18 protein-coding genes are annotated in these 19,014 nt (G+C 67.4%); 12 read left to right on the top strand and 6 right to left on the bottom strand.

Annotation, left to right across the window (positions count from 1 at the left end; translation table 11 throughout):
• Position 1: 1 nt before the first annotated feature.
• From AC30QB_RS18250 to tsaE, 3 genes are read right to left on the bottom strand one after another with little or no spacing between them, the layout of a single operon-like run.
• A complete protein-coding gene (locus tag AC30QB_RS18250; RefSeq protein ID WP_489547683.1) occupies positions 2 to 1,300 on the bottom strand; it encodes an alpha/beta hydrolase family protein in 1,299 nt (432 codons plus the stop codon).
• A gap of 21 nt (positions 1,301 to 1,321) precedes the next feature.
• Positions 1,322 to 2,632 carry an N-acetylmuramoyl-L-alanine amidase gene (locus tag AC30QB_RS18245; RefSeq protein WP_489547682.1) on the bottom strand — a complete coding sequence of 437 codons (1,311 nt, stop codon included), beginning with the start codon at positions 2,630 to 2,632 and terminating at the stop codon, positions 1,322 to 1,324.
• Positions 2,629 to 3,069: a tRNA (adenosine(37)-N6)-threonylcarbamoyltransferase complex ATPase subunit type 1 TsaE gene (gene tsaE / locus AC30QB_RS18240; RefSeq protein ID WP_489547681.1), complete on the bottom strand. Its 441-nt coding sequence runs from the start codon at positions 3,067 to 3,069 to the stop codon at positions 2,629 to 2,631. Before tsaE ends, AC30QB_RS18245 begins: the two co-directional genes overlap by 4 nt.
• A 24-nt stretch (positions 3,070 to 3,093) precedes the next feature.
• On the opposite strand from tsaE, the gene queG reads away from it, so the two are divergent.
• A complete protein-coding gene (gene queG, locus AC30QB_RS18235; RefSeq protein ID WP_489547680.1) occupies positions 3,094 to 4,188 on the top strand; it encodes a tRNA epoxyqueuosine(34) reductase QueG in 1,095 nt (364 codons plus the stop codon).
• A gap of 1 nt (position 4,189) precedes the next feature.
• Here the strand turns inward: queG and AC30QB_RS18230 are convergent, their stop codons facing one another.
• Positions 4,190 to 5,095 (bottom strand): AEC family transporter, encoded by a 906-nt coding sequence (locus AC30QB_RS18230; RefSeq protein ID WP_489547679.1) that lies wholly within the window; start codon positions 5,093 to 5,095, stop codon positions 4,190 to 4,192.
• 108 nt (positions 5,096 to 5,203) lie between these two features.
• Here AC30QB_RS18230 and AC30QB_RS18225 point away from each other — a divergent pair, with 108 nt between their 5' ends.
• The 4 genes from AC30QB_RS18225 to AC30QB_RS18210 all read left to right on the top strand — a co-directional run bounded on the left by AC30QB_RS18225 (position 5,204) and on the right by AC30QB_RS18210 (position 9,937).
• The gene (locus AC30QB_RS18225) at positions 5,204 to 6,169 is read left to right on the top strand and encodes a tripartite tricarboxylate transporter substrate binding protein BugE (protein ID WP_489547678.1); all 966 of its coding nucleotides are present in this window, start codon (positions 5,204 to 5,206) and stop codon (positions 6,167 to 6,169) included.
• Entirely contained in the window at positions 6,166 to 7,071 is a 906-nt protein-coding gene (xerD, locus tag AC30QB_RS18220; RefSeq protein WP_489547677.1) for a site-specific tyrosine recombinase XerD, read from the top strand. The genes AC30QB_RS18225 and xerD overlap by 4 nt, the downstream gene beginning before the upstream one ends.
• Before the next feature lie 60 nt (positions 7,072 to 7,131).
• A complete protein-coding gene (locus tag AC30QB_RS18215; protein ID WP_489547676.1) occupies positions 7,132 to 8,535 on the top strand; it encodes a pseudouridine synthase in 1,404 nt (467 codons plus the stop codon).
• Between the two features lie 283 nt (positions 8,536 to 8,818).
• A complete protein-coding gene (locus AC30QB_RS18210) occupies positions 8,819 to 9,937 on the top strand; it encodes an ABC transporter substrate-binding protein (protein WP_489547675.1) in 1,119 nt (372 codons plus the stop codon).
• 91 nt (positions 9,938 to 10,028) lie between these two features.
• Here the strand turns inward: AC30QB_RS18210 and AC30QB_RS18205 are convergent, their stop codons facing one another.
• Both AC30QB_RS18205 and AC30QB_RS18200 read right to left on the bottom strand, forming a co-directional pair.
• Positions 10,029 to 10,991, bottom strand: a complete 963-nt coding sequence (locus tag AC30QB_RS18205) for a PA2778 family cysteine peptidase (protein ID WP_489547674.1) — start codon at positions 10,989 to 10,991, stop codon at positions 10,029 to 10,031.
• Positions 10,992 to 10,995: 4 nt separating this feature from the next.
• Positions 10,996 to 11,394 (bottom strand): PA2779 family protein, encoded by a 399-nt coding sequence (locus AC30QB_RS18200; protein WP_489547673.1) that lies wholly within the window; start codon positions 11,392 to 11,394, stop codon positions 10,996 to 10,998.
• Between the two features lie 23 nt (positions 11,395 to 11,417).
• Between AC30QB_RS18200 and AC30QB_RS18195 the strand changes: the two genes are divergently transcribed.
• The 7 genes from AC30QB_RS18195 (at position 11,418) to AC30QB_RS18165 (ending at position 18,969) form a co-directional block, all read left to right on the top strand.
• Positions 11,418 to 11,777 (top strand): hypothetical protein, encoded by a 360-nt coding sequence (locus AC30QB_RS18195; RefSeq protein WP_489547672.1) that lies wholly within the window; start codon positions 11,418 to 11,420, stop codon positions 11,775 to 11,777.
• 48 nt (positions 11,778 to 11,825) lie between these two features.
• Positions 11,826 to 12,275, top strand: a complete 450-nt coding sequence (locus tag AC30QB_RS18190) for a hotdog fold thioesterase (protein ID WP_489547671.1) — start codon at positions 11,826 to 11,828, stop codon at positions 12,273 to 12,275.
• A gap of 22 nt (positions 12,276 to 12,297) precedes the next feature.
• Positions 12,298 to 13,509: a multidrug effflux MFS transporter gene (locus tag AC30QB_RS18185; RefSeq protein WP_489547670.1), complete on the top strand. Its 1,212-nt coding sequence runs from the start codon at positions 12,298 to 12,300 to the stop codon at positions 13,507 to 13,509.
• Entirely contained in the window at positions 13,506 to 14,459 is a 954-nt protein-coding gene (miaA, locus tag AC30QB_RS18180) for a tRNA (adenosine(37)-N6)-dimethylallyltransferase MiaA (RefSeq protein WP_489547669.1), read from the top strand. Before AC30QB_RS18185 ends, miaA begins: the two co-directional genes overlap by 4 nt.
• 1 nt (position 14,460) lies before the next feature.
• Positions 14,461 to 15,105, top strand: a complete 645-nt coding sequence (locus AC30QB_RS18175; RefSeq protein ID WP_489547718.1) for an ABC transporter ATP-binding protein — start codon at positions 14,461 to 14,463, stop codon at positions 15,103 to 15,105.
• A gap of 3 nt (positions 15,106 to 15,108) precedes the next feature.
• Positions 15,109 to 17,607 (top strand): FtsX-like permease family protein, encoded by a 2,499-nt coding sequence (locus tag AC30QB_RS18170; protein ID WP_489547668.1) that lies wholly within the window; start codon positions 15,109 to 15,111, stop codon positions 17,605 to 17,607.
• Positions 17,608 to 17,691: 84 nt separating this feature from the next.
• Entirely contained in the window at positions 17,692 to 18,969 is a 1,278-nt protein-coding gene (locus tag AC30QB_RS18165) for an ROK family transcriptional regulator (RefSeq protein WP_489547667.1), read from the top strand.
• The last annotated feature ends 45 nt before the right edge of the window (positions 18,970 to 19,014 follow it).

Genomic DNA, 19,014 nt, shown 5'->3' with positions numbered 1-19,014 from the left:
CTCAGCGCGCTGGCACGCGCTGCCCCAGGGTCGCCGGTCGGTACTCTGGCAAAAAGCGGCAGCCTGTTGCCGGCTCGAAGCGAGCGTCGAGCCGCGCGCAGCGTAAAACCAGTTCAGCAGCATCGGGTTTCTCGCCCTTTTCCACCCAGGCCAGCAAGCTCTCGATCGCCGCCACGTACTGCGCATCGCTGAGGTAGCTGTGCTCCATGTCGCGGGTGTAGGCCTGCACCAGATGGTCCGCCGTTGCGGCCTTGGCCATGGTGTCGTGGAACGCAGACTCCAGCTCGATGAAGGCGGTGGGATCGTCCACCGCGTGCAGCGTGAGCACCGGCGCGGCGATGCGCCCGGTGGGGTCGGTGTCGACCGCGAAATCGGCCTGCGCCTGCGGGTCGGCACGGTAACGAGCGACCTTCTCATTCAGCGCCGCATCGTCGGCCGAGCCGCTGTAGCGCACGGTGTCGTTGCCGAAGGGGTTGCGCCCGTTCAGCCGCTTGAAGACGATGTCTTGAAAGTGCCAGGTGCCCCAAGCCAGGTGGCCTACCAGTGAGCGCTCGGGAATGCGGATCACGTCGAGCAAGGTCTTCAGGTTCTTCTGCTGCGCCTCGCTGCGCTGCGCGGCTGGCTTGCCCACCCCGGTGCAGTCGTTCACACGCCGCGACAGCTCAACGCGCGTCAGCTTCGAGGCCAGCGGCAGCCCTTGCCACAGCGGATAGGCTGGCTCATCGGGGCGGGGGTGATTGCCGCAGACCGCCTGGTACACCACCCGCAGGTCTAGCCGAAAGTCGTATGACTGGCTGCCGCCACCCAGCACACCGCTTGTGAGCAACACACCATCGTAGAGCAGCGCCGTGGTCTCGGCAGCGCGCGCCGCAACGCTCGCGCCCCACGACTGGCCATGCAGGATCACGCGCTTGGGCGCGCCGAAGGTGTCGACAAAGATGCCGCGCAGCCGCTCGGTGTCGGCGGCCGCCGTGCGCACCGACACGCCTCCCGTGCGGAAGGCCGACCCGGCCCAGGCATAGCCCGCGCGGGTGAAGATGGCCCAGCGCTTCAGGTCCTCTTCGGTGCGCTTGAGTTGAGGAGGGCCCAGCTCCGGGCCGCCATGCGCGTGCAAGACGAGGGTGCCATTCCACTGGGCCGGTACGGCGATCAGGAACTGCGCACCGAACGAATCAACACCGGCCACGCAACGCGTGTCTGCCGGCACACCGGGGGGGCATGCATGCGCTTCAACGGGCACATGGCTACAGGACGAAACCACGGCCGACGCGACCAGCAGGGCAACAAGGCGATAGAGCATGAGCGCTCCTATGTAGTGTGTCTACAGCTGGCGTTGCCGCGCCAGCGGCGGGTTCTTGGCGAAGTAGCGCTTGATGCCGGTGGTGAGCGCCTCGACCAGGCGATTCTGGTGGTCGACGCTGCGCAGCTTGGCCTCTTCTTCCGGGTTGGAAATGAAGGCTGTCTCAACCAATATCGAGGGCACGTCGGGGGCCTTCAGCACCGCGAAGCCGGCCTGCTCTACGCTGCCCTTGTGCAGCTTGCCCACCTTGCCCATCTGCCCCAGCACCTCGCCGCCGAGCTTCAGGCTGTCCTTGATCTGGGCGGTGGTGCTCATGTCGAGCAGGGCACGCAGCACGGCGGCGTCCTTGGCTTTGATGTTGACGCCTCCCACCATGTCGGCTGCGTTTTCCTTGTCGGCCATCCAGCGCGCCGCGGTGCTGCTGGCGCCGTGTTGCGACAGGGCAAACACCGAAGCGCCGCGCGCCTGTGGCTTGAAGAACGCGTCAGCGTGGAGCGACACGAAGAGATCGGCCTGCACGCGCCGCGCCTTGCGCACGCGCTCTTGCAGCGGCACAAAGTAGTCGCCATCTCGCGTGAGCATGGCGCGCATGCCGGGCAGCGCATTCAGGCTGTCGCGCAGCTTCAGGGCGATGGCGAGCACCACATCTTTCTCGCGCAGGCCAGTGGGGCCACTTGCACCGGGGTCTTCGCCGCCATGCCCGGGGTCTAGCGCCACGATGATGAGGCGGTCGATGCGCGATTTGGAAAGCGGCGGCAGCACCGGTGCCACCACGGCCGGCGCCGAAGCCGCGGGCCGGGGGCCCACCGGCTTGTTCATCTTGCCGATGAACTCGCCCAGTGCGTCTTGCACCGCCTGCGCGGCCTTTTGCTCGGCTTGCTCTTTGTCCAGGATGAGCTCCAGCAAGGGGTCGCGCTCGTGCGTGGGCTTGAGGTCGAACACCAGCCGATGCTGATAGGCTGCCACCGGCGCCAGCGTGAACAGCTGAGGCGCCGTGGCCTGCTTCAGGTCGATCACCAGACGCACCACGCGCGGCTGGTTTTGCCCTACTCGCACACCGGCGATGAACGGGTCGTCGGATCGCACCTTGCCCACAATCTCGCGCAGCTCGGGGCTCAGCTCCAGCCCATCGATGTCGATCACCAGGCGCTGCGGCTTGTCGGCCATGAAGTGACGTATCGACAGCGCCTGATCGGACTCGAGCGTCACGCGGGTGTATTCATCGGCCGGCCACACGCGCACCGCGACGATGCTGGCGCCAAACGCGATCTCATGAGCACTCAGCAGCAGTGCAAGACTCCCCGCTCCACGCAGCACATCCCGCCGCTTCAAGGCAGAAGCTCCAGACCACGCGGTGTGCAGGCATCAAATCTCACGCAGCGTTCGTCTCCTTCAAGCGGAATGAGTTCCATGCGCAGATCAGGCACAGGCAACAAACCCGCGGCCTGCTCGGGCCACTCGGCCAGCTTGAGCCCCTCACTCGCGAACACGTCGCGAAAACCCGCATCTTCAAACTCTTGCGGGTCTTTGAAGCGGTAGAAGTCGAAATGCCAGATGGGCAAGCCGGGCAACTCATACGACTCCATCACCGCGTAAGTGGGGCTCTTGATGCGCCCCTGCACACCCAGCGCCTGCAGCAAGTGGCGCACGAAGGTCGTCTTGCCCGCCCCCAGCGTGCCGTGCAGTTCAATGAAGGCCTCGCGCAGCGCCGGACGCTGCGCAAGCGCCTGGGCGGTGGTGGCGCAAGCGGCTTCGTCAGCCCATTGCACAGTGCAGGTTCCTAGAATCGGCAAATGACAGTCGCTCGCATGTTGGATGAAGAAAGCCTGATCGCGTTGGTGTCCCGCTTGCGCGAGTGGGCGTCGGCACTCGGATTTTCCCAGATCGGGGTGGCCGATGTCGATTTGTCCTCGGCCGAGCCGGGCCTCATGGCGTGGCTGCACAACGGCTTTCACGGCAGCATGGGCTACATGGCCGCGCACGGCGTAAAGCGAGCTCGGCCGGCCGAGCTGGTGCCGGGCACGGTGCGCGTGATCACGGCGCGCATGGACTACCTGCCGCGCGGCACCGGCAACGACTGGCAAGCCATCGAGTGGCAGCACCTCGCCGACCCGGGACAGGCCGGCGTGTCGATGTACGCAAGAGGGCGCGACTACCACAAGGTCTTGCGCTCGCGACTGCAAACGCTCGCCCAGCGTCTGGCTGAAGCGGTCGGCCCGCTCGGCCACCGCGCTTTCACCGACTCGGCGCCCGTGCTCGAAGTGGAGCTCGCCTCGCGCAGCGGCATCGGCTGGCGTGGCAAGCACACGCTTGCTTTGCACCGCGAGGCCGGCTCCATGTTTTTTCTGGGTGAGATCTACATCGACCTGCCGCTGCCGCTGTCGCAGCCGGTGGGCTCGCATTGCGGCAGCTGCAGCGCTTGCATAGACGTGTGCCCCACGCAGGCCATCATCGGCCCGTATCGGGTGGATGCGCGGCGCTGCATCTCTTATCTGACCATCGAGCACGACGGCCCCATCCCCGAGGAGCTGCGTGCCCCCATGGGCAACCGCATCTACGGCTGCGACGACTGCCAGCTCGTCTGCCCCTGGAACAAATACGCCCAGGCCAGCACCCTGCCCGACTTCGACACGCGCCAGCCCCTCACCCATGCCACGCTGCTGCAGCTGTGGGGCTGGTCGGAAGAAGATTTTCTGCGGTACACCGAAGGCGGCCCCATACGCCGCATCGGCTACCAGCGCTGGCGCCGCAACCTCGCGGTCGGCTTAGGCAACGCCTTGCGCGCGCTACCCGATGTGGACATGGTCGAAGCCTTGCAAAGCGCGCGCAGCAACGCCAGCGAGTTGGTGCGCGAGCACATCGATTGGGCGCTGGCGCAAACCGCCTGAGTCAAGCGGTCACCGCCTGCAACACCGCTAACCACAACGGAATGCTGAGCATGCCCAGCACCGTCGACAGCGTGACCAGGCCCGCCACATAAGGCGCATCGCCCCCCATGCGAGCCGCCAGCACGTAGGCGCTGGATGCAGTGGGCAGCGCCGAAAACAACACCACGATCAGCCGCTGCTCGGTCGGCAGCACGATTGCCATCGTGAAGCCGATGGCCAGCGCCGGGAGCACCACATGCCGTATGCCCAACAGCGCCGCGGCCAGACCCGGCGCACGTTTGAGCCCACCCAGCTTGAGCCCCGCCCCCACCGCCAGCAGGCCCACCGGCAGCGCGGCCACCCCGATGCGCTGCAGCGTGGTCGCCACCGCGTCGGGAAACTTCAGCCCCAGCACATTGGCCAGCAAGCCCGCCGCCGTGCTGATGATCAAGGGGTTGCGCAGCAGCTCGCGCAAATACGCATGGCCACCGTGCCGCGCCAGTGACCACACCGCTGCCACGTTGACCAGCGGCACGCACAAGGCGATCAGCAGCGCCATCCAGGCCACGCCCTGCGCGCCACCCAGGCGCTCGGACAGCGCCAGCGCGATGTACGAGTTAAAGCGAAAGGCAATCTGAGCGCCCGAAGCATGCATGCGCGCGTCGACCCCTGGCCAGCGCCGCAGCGCAAATGCCAGCGCAATGCCACACAAGGTGAGACCCACGCCAACCGCCGCCAGGCTCAGCGTCTGCAAGGGCTGCAGGCGGCTGTTGACGATGGAATTGAAGAGCAGCACCGGGAACAGCAGGTAGTACACCAGGCGCTCGGCGCTCTCCCATAGCGGGCGGTCTAACGCGGTGTAGCGGCATAGCAGGAAGCCGCAGGCGATGAGCAAAAAATCTGGCAGCAACAAGAGGCCATGGGTCATGGGTCGAGTTTGCCAGTGCAAACTGCTGCGTAGTTTCCACAGTCGCCAGCCCGCCCTTCAGCGTGCAGCATCTGCCTTCAACCCGCTTTCCATTGCCTAGGAACACGCATGCAGCGCAGAACCCTTCTTCTCGCCACCAGCCTCTTGACTGCCGTCTCCGGCGCATGGGCCCAGGCTTACCCCAGCAAGCCAGTGCGCCTGGTGGTGCCGTTTGCCCCGGGCGGCACCACCGACATCGTGGCCCGCGTGGTGGCCGAGAAGATGCACGTCGCGCTCGGCCAAAGCATGATCGTCGAGAACAAGGCCGGCGGTGGCGGCTCCATCGGCGCCAATGAAATCGCCAAAGCCGCGCCTGATGGCTACTCGCTGGGCATGGCCACGGTGTCGACCACGGCGGCCAACCCGGCCATCAACCCGAAGATTCCATACAACCCCATCACCGATTTCACACCCATCATCAACGTGGCGGCCACGCCCAACGTGATCGCCGTGCACCCAAGCTTCCCGGCGCGCGACTACAAGGGCTTCATCGCCGAACTCAAGAAGAACCCAGGCAAGTATTCCTTCGCCAGCTCGGGCACGGGCGGCATTGGCCATCTGCAGATGGAGCTCTTCAAGAACCTGTCGGGCACCTTCGTCACCCACATTCCGTATCGCGGTGCAGGCCCAGCGCTCAACGACACCGTGGCCGGCCAGGTGCCGATGATCTTCGACAACATGCCCTCAGCCCTGCCCTTCATCAAAGACGGCCGCCTGATCGCCATCGTGGTGGCCGCGCCCAATCGCCTGGCGGCCCTGCCGGATGTGCCCACCTTCAAGGAAGTGGGGCTAGAGGCAGTGAACCGCATGGCCTACTACGGCATCTATGGTCCCAAGGGCCTGCCGAAGGAAGTAGTCGACAAGGTGAACGCAGCCGTCAAGAAAACCCTTGAAGACCCGGCCGTGAAGAAACGCATTGAAGACACCGGCTCGCTGATCGTGGCCAACACCCCCGAGCAGTTCGCCGAGCAGATCAAGGCCGAGTTGGCGGTCTACAAGAAGGTCGTGGTGCAACAGAAGCTCTCGCTGGATTGACTGCCGCCGTGACCGCCAGCCACGGCGCGATCGATCGTTTCATCGACGCGCTGTGGATTGAAGACGGCCTTTCACCCAACACCCTGGCCGCCTACCGCCGTGACCTGACGCTCTACGCGCAGTGGCTGGCGCAGAGCGCCGGCAAATCGCTCAACGACAGCACCGAGACCGACCTGCGCGAGCATGCCATTGCGCACCACGCCGGAAGCAAACCCACCAGCGCCAACCGGCGGCTCACGGTGTTCAAGCGCTATTTCCGCTGGGCCTTGCGCGAGCACCTGTTGAGCACCGACCCCACGCTCAAGCTCTTGAGCGCCAAACAGCCACTGCGCGTGCCCAAGGTGCTGAGCGAGGCGCAGGTCGAAACTCTGCTCAACGCCCCCGACACCGACACGCCGCTCGGTCTGCGCGACCGCACCATGCTCGAGCTGATGTACGCGAGCGGCCTGCGGGTGAGCGAGCTGGTCACGCTCAAGAGCGTGCACCTGAGCCTGAGCGACGGTGTGCTGCGCGTCACCGGCAAAGGTGCCAAGGAGCGCCTGGTGCCGTTTGGCGAAGAGGCCCATGCCTGGCTGACGCGCTACCTGGCCGAGGCGCGCGCCACCATCCTGCACGGCCAAGCGAGCGATGCGCTTTTCGTCACCGGCCGCGGCGGGCCGATGACACGGCAGATGTTCTGGCAGCTCATCAAGAAATACGCCTTGCAGGGCCACGTGAGCGTGCCGCTGTCGCCGCACACGCTGCGCCACGCCTTTGCCACCCACTTGCTGAACCACGGCGCCGATTTACGCGCGGTGCAAATGCTGCTGGGCCACGCCGACATCTCCACCACCACCATCTACACCCATGTGGCGCGCGAGCGGCTGAAATCGCTGCATGCGACACACCACCCGCGGGGGTGAGGCCCTGAGCGCCCATGTTCCAATCGCTTGCTTACCCAAGGGCGCAACCGAGACGACACCATGGCCACGCTGAAACTGAAAACCCCTGCCGGCCCCCGCTCCACCTCTGCCAAGCCTGATCGAGCCCCCGTGCGCGGCGCCGGCTCTGGCGTGAAGAAGCGCCCCACCCTGGCCGAGGCCCAAACGCAGCGCGCGGAGCGTGAAGCGCGCTACCAAGAGCAACTGCGCCAGCGCTTCGGTGACAAGCCGCCAGCCGACTTCAAGCGCCGCGATGAGCCCGAAGCACCGCGCCAGCGCCCTCCCCAGCGCCGCGACGAGCGCACCGACCCACGCATGCAGCGAGACGACCGGCCGCGCCAAGACCGCCCGCCGCAGGCACGCCCGCCCCGGCGCGACGACCAGCGCCGAAGTGATCAACGCCAAGAGGGTCGCAGCGCCCCGCGCGGTCCGGCCAACGCACCGTACGGCGGCCCTCGCGACGACGGGCGCGGCCCCGTCAACGTGCCCTACGGCGGCCCGCGCGACGACGGCCGCGGCGCACCCCAGCGTGACCCGCGCGCAACGCCGCGGCCCCACGGCCCGCGCCCTGCCACGCCTTCGGGGCCGAACACCGCGTTCGGCGGGCCGAACAAAGCCTTCGGCGGCCCGCGCAACACGCCGATGCGCCCTCAGCATGACGACGATGACGACGACGAATTCCCCCAGCACGCCGAACAGCCCGGCAGCATGCGCCTGTCCAAGCGCATGAGCGAGCTGGGCATTGCTTCGCGGCGCGAGGCCGACGAGTGGATCCCCAAAGGCTGGGTGCGCGTCGACGGCAAGGTGGTCAACGAGCTTGGCTCGCGCGTGCTGCCCGGCCAGCTCATCACCATCGAGGCCAAGGCACGGGACGCCCAGGCCTTGAAGGTCACCATCCTCATCAACAAGCCGGTGGGCTACGTGAGCGGCCAGGCCGAAGACGGCTACGAGCCCGCCTCGGTGCTGGTCACCCCGCAAAACCAGTGGAAAGAAGACCGCTCCGGCGTGCGCTACCTGCACAGCCACATGCGGGGCCTGGCGCCGGCCGGCCGGCTCGACATCGATTCGGTGGGCCTCCTGGTGCTGACGCAAGACGGCCGCATCGCCAAGCAGCTGATCGGCGAAGACAGCGAAGTCGAAAAGGAATACCTGGTGCGCGTGAACACCATCGATGGCTTGGCCTTGCCCGACGACCAACTCGCACTGCTCAACCACGGCCTCGAGCTCGACGGCGAGGCCTTGCGCCCGGCAGTAGTGGAGTGGGTCAACGACGACCAGCTGCGCTTTGTGCTGCGCGAAGGCAAGAAGCGCCAAATTCGCCGCATGTGCGAGCAGGTGGGCCTGACGGTGCTGGGCTTGAAGCGGGTGCGCGTGGGCGCAATCATGCTGGGCGACCTGCCGGCGGGGCAGTGGCGCTACCTTCGCGGCACCGAGCACTTCGCCTGATCAACACTTTGGGCGCGTTCTTCTGAAGCCACCCTGCCTTCGGGCCTAGCGCTCGTCGCCCGCAAGCTCTGTTTCGATCGCTTCAATTAGCACGTGCACTTCCGACTTCGTGTCCACACGTAAGCGGCGCACTTGGGAAAACCCGAGGCGAAAAGTGTGCGATTCCCCCGCAAACAGGGGGTTGCACTTGGCTTATGAAATTTGCGGGCGCAACAACCTGACACGGCGTAACACCTCGAATGCGCAGTTAATGCGCTCCTGGCAAGGGCAACGAGGAAACGTCATGAAGCGCAGAAATCTGGTCCTGGGTGGTTTGGTTGGCAGCGTCGCGGTGGGGCTCCCACGCTTCGCGTTGGCACAGACCGCGGTCGTCAAGTTCGGGCAATCGGCGGCCATGAGCGGCGCCAGCGCCGAGAAAGGGCGCGACATACGGGCCGGCATCGTGGCGGCGTTCGAGGCGGCTTCCAAGACAGGTGGCACGCGCTTCGAGCTGATCACGCTCGACGACGCCGGCTCAGCCGAGCGCTGCGTTCAAAACGTGGGCACGCTGCTGGGCTCCAACGTCGCAGCCCTCATCGGCCTGACCAGCGGCGCCGGCGCCGAGGCCTCCATGAGCGCCATAGACCTGAGCCAAATGCCCTTGCTCGGCACCGCCAGCGGCACCATGGGCCTGCGCGGCGACAAGCCCACCGCGGCCTATAACGTGCGCGCCGGCTACGACCTCGAATTCAAGCGCATGGTGTCCTATGCCAAAGAGCGCGCCCTGCTGCGCGTGGGCCTGGTCTACACCCAGGAAACCAGCGCCCCCAACCTCACGGCCATGACCAGCGCGCTGGCTGCCGCCGGCATCGCACCGCGCGAAGCGATTGCGGTTGAGCAAACGCCCGCCTCGTTCCAGCTCGCCGCGAGCAAGCTGATCTCGGCCAACCTCGACTGCGTGCTCTTCGTGGCCGGCGCAACGCCAGTGGCGGCCATCATCGAGCAGATGAACGCAGCCAAGTACCGTGGCATGTTTTACGCCTCGTCGATGGCGGGGCAAGACCTGATCGAAACGCTGTCGGCCAAGAAGCAAAGCGCCATCCTGAGTGTGGTGGTGCCACGCCCCTCATCACTGGGCCTGCCTGTGGTCAGCCGCTGCCAGCAAGACCTGACCGCGCTCAACACCGACGTGAAAATGAGCGTCACCACGCTTGAGGGCTACATCAGCGGGCGCATTGCCGTAGAGGCGGCGCGCAACGCGATGAAGGTGGCCACCGTGGGCAAGCGCAGCATGAAGGAGGCGCTCAGCACGCTGCGCGCCGACCTCGGCGGCTACACCGTGCAGTTCTCGCCCGGCAGCACGCAAGGCTCGAAGTACGTAGAGCTGGTAACCCTCGACCGCTACGGCCGCATGGTGGGCTGAGGCCGCGATTCGGTTCGCCCTGTGCCAGTCTGATGACTGGCATGTTTGTTTCTTCCCACCGTCTTTCGGTGCATCGCGAGGAATACTTCGCTCAGGGCGAGCGGAGCGGTAAACCGACACCGCTCAAGTTCTGAGCCGACACGATCTCGCGCGCCATGGTGCCCCAGCGCGGGTCGCCCACCGCGCGCTGCGCCGCCGCCACGGCGGCTCCTCGCTCACCCAGCTCCAGCAACACGTTCGCCAAGTTGACCCAGGCGGCGCCACTGTCGTGTCGCTCGGCCGCTGCGCCAAACACCACGGCGGCGCGGCGCTTGTCGCCAGTGGCATACGCAGCGTTGCCGAGGCCGATCGCCAGCGTGAGGTCGTCAGGCCAGCGCTGCACGGCGCTCTCATACATGCGCAAGGCCTGCGTCGGCGTTGCACTGCGCTCGAAGCCCACCGCGGCCTCGGTCACTGCCGGCAATTGCGCTGTGGTGGGCCACACACCCGGTGGCAAGGCGACAAACGCCCAATGGCCCGAGCGCGCCCAGGTGTGCTCGAAGGTGCGCATGCGCATGGTCTCGCGCTGCGTGGTGCCCGAGCGAAGCAGCATCTCGCCCGCGTCAAGGTCGTAGCCCACCACCACCGCGTAGTGCCAGAGCGGCACGAAGCTCAGGCCCAGGTTTTGCAGCACCACCACCACATGGCCGGCGGCCACTTCGCGCAACACGGCTACCAGCGTGGGGGGAATCAACGTGGCAACAGCCCCATGCCGGCGTGCCCCGGCCAGCATCTCGGTCTGCAAGCTACCTTCGCGCGCGGGCAAAAACACTTCGTCGCCCAGCGTGGCCGGCGAAGTCGCATTGCCAACAGCACCCAGCGCTGTGGCCAGCGCCGCGGGGCCGCACTGGTATTCGGTTTGCGCGAAGAAGGGTGTGGCCGACAGCTCGGCACTGAGCGGCAGGCCGGGCGGCGGGTGGGCGCGCAGTGCCGCCGTTTGCACCGCACAGCCTGACAGGCCTGAGAGGCCCATCAGCACCAGCAAGAGCGCCAGAACGGCGCGGTGAATCAACACACGCTCAGCGTGCCGGGTGGATGAACGGGAAGATGTGGGTGTAGCCCAGGATGTCTGTGAACAGCAGCACCACGAACACCAGCGCCAGCGTGCCGATCAGCTCGCTTGCCCCACCCGCAGGCGATTTGTCGATCTCGGCGGCCAGCCGCGCCGCTTCGGCATCGGTCATGGCCGCCACGCGTGCCCGAGCCTGCGCAAGGCTCACCCCGCGCTCTACGAGTGCAGCCGACACGTCGGCCCGCTCCAGTGTGGCCATCACCAGCGCGCGCTCTTCAGCCGCGGTGCGCAGGCCCTGACTCGCGGCCACCTGCTCGGTGGTGATCAGCCCGCCCGCCTGTGCGGCCTGCACGAAGCCGATGCAAGTGGCCACAAGGGCGGCCACGATGCGCCTGGTTTTAGTCATGAACTGCTCCTGCACTGTGAAGAGTGCGCATCCTAGCAACGCCGCTCCGAATCGCCGCCTTCCACGAGCTGAAGGCTGGCCTGTGGCAAGCTGCGCGGATGTACTTTCCCTTCACCGCTGAGTTCTTGTTTGCCATTGGCGTTGCCGCCGTCGCCTTTCTCATCGGGATGTGGTACCTGCACCGTCGGGCCAAGCGCACGCGCAGCGTGGGGCGCCGAGTGGAAGGCGGCCCGTCCAACCTGCGCTTCACCTGTGCCGGCTGCTCGGTCAAGTTCACCCACTCCCGGCGCACCCTGAGCGCCTGGCAACAAGGCACGCGCAAGTTCTACTGCAAGGCCTGCCACACCAAGGCGCAGGGCACCGGGGTCAAGCACGGGCGGTGACCACAGGCGCCTGCCAGAATCGGCGTTTCTCCACGACGTCACTTCACCATGACCGCCATCTGGAAGCAGCCCGCCTCGGTTGAATTGCTCACCGCCATCCACGTCAACACCACGGTGGCGCTGCTGGGCATCGAGTTCCTAGAAGTGGGTGACGATTTCATACGCGCCCGCTGCCCCGTCGACGCACGCACCAAGCAGCCCGCAGGCATCTTGCACGGCGGCATCTCGGTGGTGCTGGCCGAGACGCTGGGCTCTTGCGGCGCTGCCTTCTCTTCGCCCACCGGCCACCGCGCCGTAGGCCTGGACATCAACGCCAACCACATCCGCAGCGCAAGCGAAGGCTGGGTGACCGGCACCGCCCGCCCCATCCACATCGGCCGCACCACGCATGTTTGGCAGATCGACGTGACAAACGAGAAAGGCCAACTCACCTGCGTGTCGCGCATCACCATGGCCATACTCGCGCAGGCAGCTGAGGCTGCTGCAAGTGGCGCTTGAGGTTGCAGCGCCTAAGGCGGCCATGAACCCCGCCACCGTCGTGCTGGTGCTCACGCTGCTGCTGGGCATCCAGCCCGTCACCACCGACCTGTATCTGCCTGCGCTGCCCATGCTGGCACATGACCTGCACACCACGGCGTCGGCCGCGCAGCTCACCTTGTCGGCCCTCATCATCTGCTTTGGCATCGGCCAGCTCATCTGCGGGCCGCTGGCCGACCGCTATGGGCGCCGGCCGGTGCTGCTGTTCGGGCTCTCGCTCTACACGGCCGCGAGCGTGCTCAGCGCCACAGCGCCCAGCATCGGCTGGCTGATCCTGTGGCGCGCGCTTCAAGGCGCTGCCATGGCGGCGGCGGTGACATGTGGGCGATCCATCATTCGCGATCTGTACGCACCGCACGAAGGGGCACGCGTGATGTCGCGCGCCCTCACCGGCCTGGGCTTCATCGCGATGGCCAGCCCGCTGATCGGTGGGCTGGCCGTGCAATGGGCCGACTGGCACGCCGCGCTCAGCGTGCCCGCGGCGTTCGGCGCCCTGGCGCTGGGTGCGGTGGCCTGGCGCTTCGAAGAAACCGTGCCGCAGCGCAACCCCACCGCCACACAGATCGCCCCCATGCTGCGCAACTGGGCCAGCGTGGCACGCCACCCAACCTTCCAGGCGTGGGTTGCGCTGTCGGCGCTGACCTATGGCGGGCTCTTCATGATGCTGGCAGGCTCATCGTTCGTGTTCATCGACGTGCTGGGCACTTCGCGCATCGCCTATGGCGCGTTTCTGTTTTCCAGCTCCATGGCCTATGTGACCGGCACCTTTCTCTGCCGCCGACTGCTGCTGGCGCGCGGGCTGCGCGGCACGGTCGCGGTGGGCGGCGGGCTCTCACTGGCGGGCGGCCTGAGCATGGGTGCACTGAGCTTGCTGGGCTTACACAGCCCCTGGGCCATCGCGGTGCCGCAGTGGTTGTATGCCATGGGCCACGGCATACACCAGCCCTGCGGGCAGGCGGGCGCGGTCGGCCAGTTCCCTGAAATGGCGGGCACTGCCGCTTCGTTGTCGGGCTTGTGCATGACACTGAGCGCCTTCGCCGTGGGGCTGTGGTTGGGCCACAGCTTCAATGGCACCGTCTACCCCATGACCCTGGGTGTGTGCGCCTTCAGCATTTGCCTGGCGCTGGTGGCCTGGACGCTGGTGCAGCGCCACGGCGACCCGCATGCCACTCCCTCTATCCCCAAGACTGCATGACCACCTCTTCTTTCAACTACCTGTGCCTCGCCGGCCCCACCGCCTCGGGCAAGACAGCCGCGGCACTCGCCATCGCCGAAGCGCTGGCCGCCACGCGACCCGTCGAGATCATCAGCGTCGACTCGGCCCTGGTGTACCGCGGCATGGACATCGGCACCGCCAAGCCCAGCGCCGCCGAGCGTGCGCAGGTGCCACATCACCTGATCGACATCATCGAGCCCAGCGAGTCGTATTCGGCCGCGCGCTTCGTGGCCGATGCGCAAGCGCTCATCACCGAGATTGCGGCACGCGGCCACCTGCCGCTGCTGGTGGGCGGCACCATGCTGTACTTCAAGGCTTTGTTCGAAGGGCTGGACGCCATGCCCGCCGCTGACCGCGCCGTGCGTGCGGCACTCAGCGATGAGCTGGAGCGCAAAGGCTTGCACGCGCTGTACCGCGAGTTGGAGCGCGTAGACCCCATCACCGCCGCGCGCCTGAAGCCCGCTGACCAGCAGCGCATCCAGCGCGCGCTTGAGGTGTATCGGGTGAGCGGCCAGCCCATGTCGTCGTTCCACAGCGAGAAGGCCACAGTCGAAACGCCGCCGCTGATTTCGCTAGAGCCCACCGACCGTGCCTGGCTGCACCAGCGCATCGAGCAGCGCTTTCACCAAATGCTCGAACAGGGCCTGGTGAACGAGGTGGTTGCCCTCGAAGCGCGTGGTGACCTCAACGCCGACATGCCCTCCATGCGCTGCGTGGGCTACCGCCAGACCTGGGAGGCGCTGGTCGAAGGCGACCAGAGCGAGCTGCCCGAGCGCGGCGTGGCCGCCACGCGCCAGCTCGCCAAGCGGCAGATCACCTGGCTGCGCGGCATGCCGCAGCGGCAAATCGTGGCTTGCGACGCACCCGATGCCTTGGCCCAGGCCACTGCGCTCGGCGTGCGCCTGGCCTCGGAGCTGACGCTTGGCTGATCTGCTCGAAGTGCGCGGCCTCGCCAAGCGTTACGGCGAGTCGGCCATCTTCAGCAACGTCGACTTGAACGTCGCGGCGGGCGAGTTCGTCGCCATCCTCGGTGAGTCGGGCGTGGGCAAATCGACGCTGCTCAACTGCATCGCGGGGCTAGACACCGTGGCGAGTGGCTCGGTGCACATCGCCGGCACGCCCATCACCACGCTGCCCGAAGCCGAGCAGGCGCTGTTTCGGCGCCAGCACCTCGGCTTTGTGTTTCAGGCCTTCCATGTGTTGCCGCACCTGAGCGTGGCGCAAAACGTGGGTCTGCCTCTGCTGCTGCAACGGCGACCCGACGATGCGCGTGTAGAAAACTTGCTCACCGCTGTCGGCCTGCAAGGGCTCGGGCCGCGGCTGCCGCAAACACTCTCGGGTGGCCAGCTGCAGCGCGTGGCGCTGGCGCGTGCGCTGGTGCACAGGCCGCAGCTCATCCTCGCCGACGAGCCCACCGGCAACCTAGACCCCGCCACGGCCGAGAAGATGATGGATTTGCTGGCCACTCAGGTGCGCGAACAGGGTGCAGCCTGTGTGCTGGTGACGCACTCGCGCGCCGCCGCTGCGCGGGCCGATCGCGTGCTGACGCTCACCGCGAACGGCATGGCCGGTTGACCCATGCTCAGCCTGCTGCGCCACCTCTCCTGGCCCGAGCTGCGCCACCACCCTTGGCGTAACCTGGCCGCGCTGCTCGCCGTCACCCTGGGTGTGGCGCTGGCCTTTTCGGTGCAGCTCATCAACCAGTCGGCACTGAGCGAGTTCAGCGCCGCCGTGCGCTCGGTCAATGGCCAGCCCGACTTCGAGTTACGCGGGCAGCGCGGCGGTTTTGACGAAGCGATTTACGAGCACGTGGCAGCTCACCCTCAGGTGGCCTGGACCAGCCCCGTGGTCGAGATCGACACCTACGCCATCGACACGCAAGGCCAGCGCATGCCACTGCGCGTGCTGGGCCTCGATGCACTGGTCGCAGGCCCTCTTTCGCCCGCCTTGGTGCCGCACCCGCGCGAGGGCACCGACCGGCTCGCCCTGCTCGACCCTGCTGCGGTTTTTCTCAACGCCGCAGCGCAGCAGCGCCTGGGTGACACGGTGCGCCCGCAAACGCCGCAAGGCCATGTAGACCTGCGCGTGCTCGGCACCGTCTCGGCCAGCGGCCCGCCCATCGCGGTGATGGACATTGCCGGCGCGCAAGAGCAGTTCGCCTGGCTGGGGCGGCTGAGCCGCATCGACGTGCGCTTGCGCCCCGGCGCCGACCGCGCTGCCGTGCTGCGTGAGCTGGCCCTGCCCGCAGGCCTGCGCGCCGCATCGCCCGACGAAGCGGCGCAGCGCGTGTCTAACGTGTCGCGCGCCTACCGTGTGAACCTCACGGTGCTGGCGCTGGTGGCGCTGTTCACCGGCGCGTTTTTGGTGTTTTCCATCTTGTCGCTGTCGGTGGCCAAGCGGCAGCCACAGCTGGCCCTGCTCGGCGTGCTGGGCCTGAGCGCACGCCAGCGTTTGATGCTGGTGCTGGCCGAGTCAGCCTTGCTGGGACTGGTGGGCAGCGCGCTCGGGCTGTTGCTAGGCACAGCGCTCGCGGCGTTGGCCCTGCGGCTGTTGGCCGGTGATCTGGGCGGTGGCTACTTTCCGGGCGTGGCGCCCCGCTTGCAGTTCGGTGCCCTGGCCGCCTTGGTCTACGGCGTGCTCGGCACAACCGCAGCCGTGGTCGGCGGCTGGTGGCCTGCGCGCAGCGCTCAGCGGCTTGTGCCTGCACAGGCTTTGAAGGGGTTGGGCAGCAGCAGCGCCGACACCGCGTCGCCCTGGTTCGGCCCCGTCATGTTGACTGCAGGTTGCCTGCTCGCGTTGCTTCCGCCCATCGCCGAAATACCGCTGGCCGCCTACGGCTCGGTGGCGTGCCTGCTGTTCGGTGGCATCGCCTGCGTGCCCACCGGCGTGGGCTGGTTGCTCAAGGCCTTGCCGCCGTCGCGCAATGCACTCGCCCTGCTGGCGGTGGCACGCGCCCGCCACGAGCGCCACACCGCCACCATTGCCGTCGCCGGTGTGGTGGCCAGCCTGAGCCTGGCCGTGGCGCTCACGGTGATGGTGACCAGCTTCAGAGACTCGATGACGCAGTGGCTGGACAGCGTGCTGCCCGCCGACCTGTACGTGCGCGCCGCCAGCAGCAGCGGCGCAGGCGACGTGCTCACCCTGCCCCCAGCATTGCTCGAAGGTGCCGCTGCAGTGCCCGGCGTGCTGCGCACCAGCACGCAGCGTGTGTCGGCTGTGCAGCTCGCAGCGGGCCGGCCCGCTGTGGCGCTGCTCGCTCGCCCCATCGTCAACGCCGAGAAAGACTTGCCATTGATCGGCGAGCTGCGCCTTCTGCCGCCCGGTGAGACTGCCACCTATGTGAGCGAAGCCATGGTCAGCCTCTACGGTGCACAGCCCGGCACACGCTTCGCGCTGCCACTGCCCGACGGCCAGCGCGTGACCGTGTTCGTGCGCGGCGTGTGGCGCGACTACGCCCACCAGCACGGCGCCGTCACGCTGCAACTGGCCGACTACCAACGGCTGACGCACGACCTGCGCGTGAACGACATGGCGCTGTGGCTGCAACCCGGCACCGACCCTGGCGCCGTGCAGCAAGCCTTGCGCGGCCTGGGCGGGCCCGACAGCGCAGCACTCGAGTTCGCCACCGCCGGCCAGGTGCGCACGCTGTCGCTGCGCATCTTCGACCGCAGCTTTGCCGTGACCTACTGGTTGCAGGCGGTGGCCATTGCGATCGGCCTGTTTGGCATCGCCGCCAGCTTCTCGGCGCAGGTGCTGGCGCGGCGCAAGGAGTTCGGCCTACTCGCCCACCTGGGCCTCACGCGCCGCCAGGTGCTCACCGTGGTGGCGGCCGAAGGCGCGGTGTGGACGGCCGCAGGCAGCGTGCTCGGCCTGCTGCTGGGTCTGGCGGTGAGCGTGGTGCTGGTGCACGTGGTCAACCCGCAGAGTTTTCACTGGACCATGGAGCTCGTGCTGCCCTGGGGCCGGCTGGTTGTGCTGTGTGGCGCGGTGGTTCTGGCAGGCACCCTCACCGCCTGGATCGCCGCCCGTGGCGCAGCCACGCGGCAGGCGGCATTGGCCGTGAAGGAAGACTGGTAGCACCCCGTGCGGTGCCACGCGGGTAAGTCCTCATTCAATTAAAACTCGCCGAAATAAAATGCCGAATTATTTCAATGGACTGGCATGGCGCGTCTTCAATCACGGCAAATCTCGCAGCTGCACCTGTACCAGGTGCTGCATGCGGTGCGCCTGGCGAGCGAGCCGCTGTCGCGTGCGGAAATCGGTGAGCGCACCGGGCTGAGCCAGCCCGCCGTGTCGACGCTGACACGGCGCCTGCTCGAGAGCGGCGCGCTCATCGAAGTGGGCGCAAGGCCCTCGCAAGGCGGTGGCCGGCGCGAACGCGAGCTGGCGATGAACCCCGATCACGCCTGGGTGGTGGGCGTGAAGGTGGCGGTGCACCAGCTGACCGTGGCCTTGTGCGACTTTGCGGGCGGCGTGCGCAACACGCTGAAGGTGCCGCTCTCCTCGCCCATGACGCAGGCCGCGCTGGTGCGCACGCTGGTACGCGAGATCGAAGCCTGCCTGGCCGGTGCTGGCGGTGCCGTGCGCCAGCGGCTGGCCGGCGTGGGTGTGGCGCTGCCGGGCTTCGTCGACTCGATGCGCGGTGAGGTGCTGTGGTCCCCGGTGCTCAAACCCGCCACGCGCAAAGACACTGCGTCGCTCGACCAGGCGCTCACCGACGCGATGGGCGTGCCCGTCTTCATCGAGAACGACGCCAACATGCTGGCGCTGGCCGAGCAGTGGTTCGGGCAGGCCGCGCGTGTGCCCAACATGGCGGTGGTCACGCTCGAACACGGCCTGGGCCTGGGCCTGGTGCTCAATGGTGAGCTTTACCGCGGGCACTCAGGCCTGGCCTCCGAGCTCGCGCACCTGCAACTGCAACGCAACGGCTTCACCTGCCAGTGCGGCAAACAAGGTTGCCTGGAGGCCTACGTCGCGCACTACGCGCTGGTGCGCCAGGGTCGCCAGGCCGGGCTCCTGGCCGGCGACGAGCCGCTGACGGCCGAGGGGGTGATGGCCGCCCACGCCGAGCTGATCAAGCTGGCGCGCCATGGCAATGCACGCGCCCGCGAGATCTTCGAGACCCAAGGCAGCACGCTCGGCCAATGGATAGGCAACGTGGTCAACCTGCTGGCGCCCCAGCTGGTGCTGCTCGATGGTGACGGCACGAGTGCAGCCGACCTCTACGAGCCCGCCCTGCGCGAAGCCATGACGCAGGCCATGCTGCTGCCCCACCGCGAGGCCGTGCAGCTGGTGGTGCGCCACCAGGGCGACGAGGTGTGGGCGCGCGGCGCGGCCTCGCTGGTGCTGCAGCGGCTCGACGAATCGACCGAGGTCGTCGAGTCGATCTCGCGCCATGGCTTCGATCACGAAAGCGGCGGGAGACGGCCCGACGCATGACCCCAAAGCGCGAGCCGGCTCCCGTTGCATGCCGGCGCGTTCATC

It is taken from the genome of Rhizobacter sp. (assembly GCF_046595475.1).
Taxonomy (GTDB): Bacteria; Pseudomonadota; Gammaproteobacteria; order Burkholderiales; family Burkholderiaceae_C; genus Rhizobacter.
Note: the sequence above shows the minus strand (reverse complement) of the source record. Positions and strands in the feature narration are given on the sequence as shown.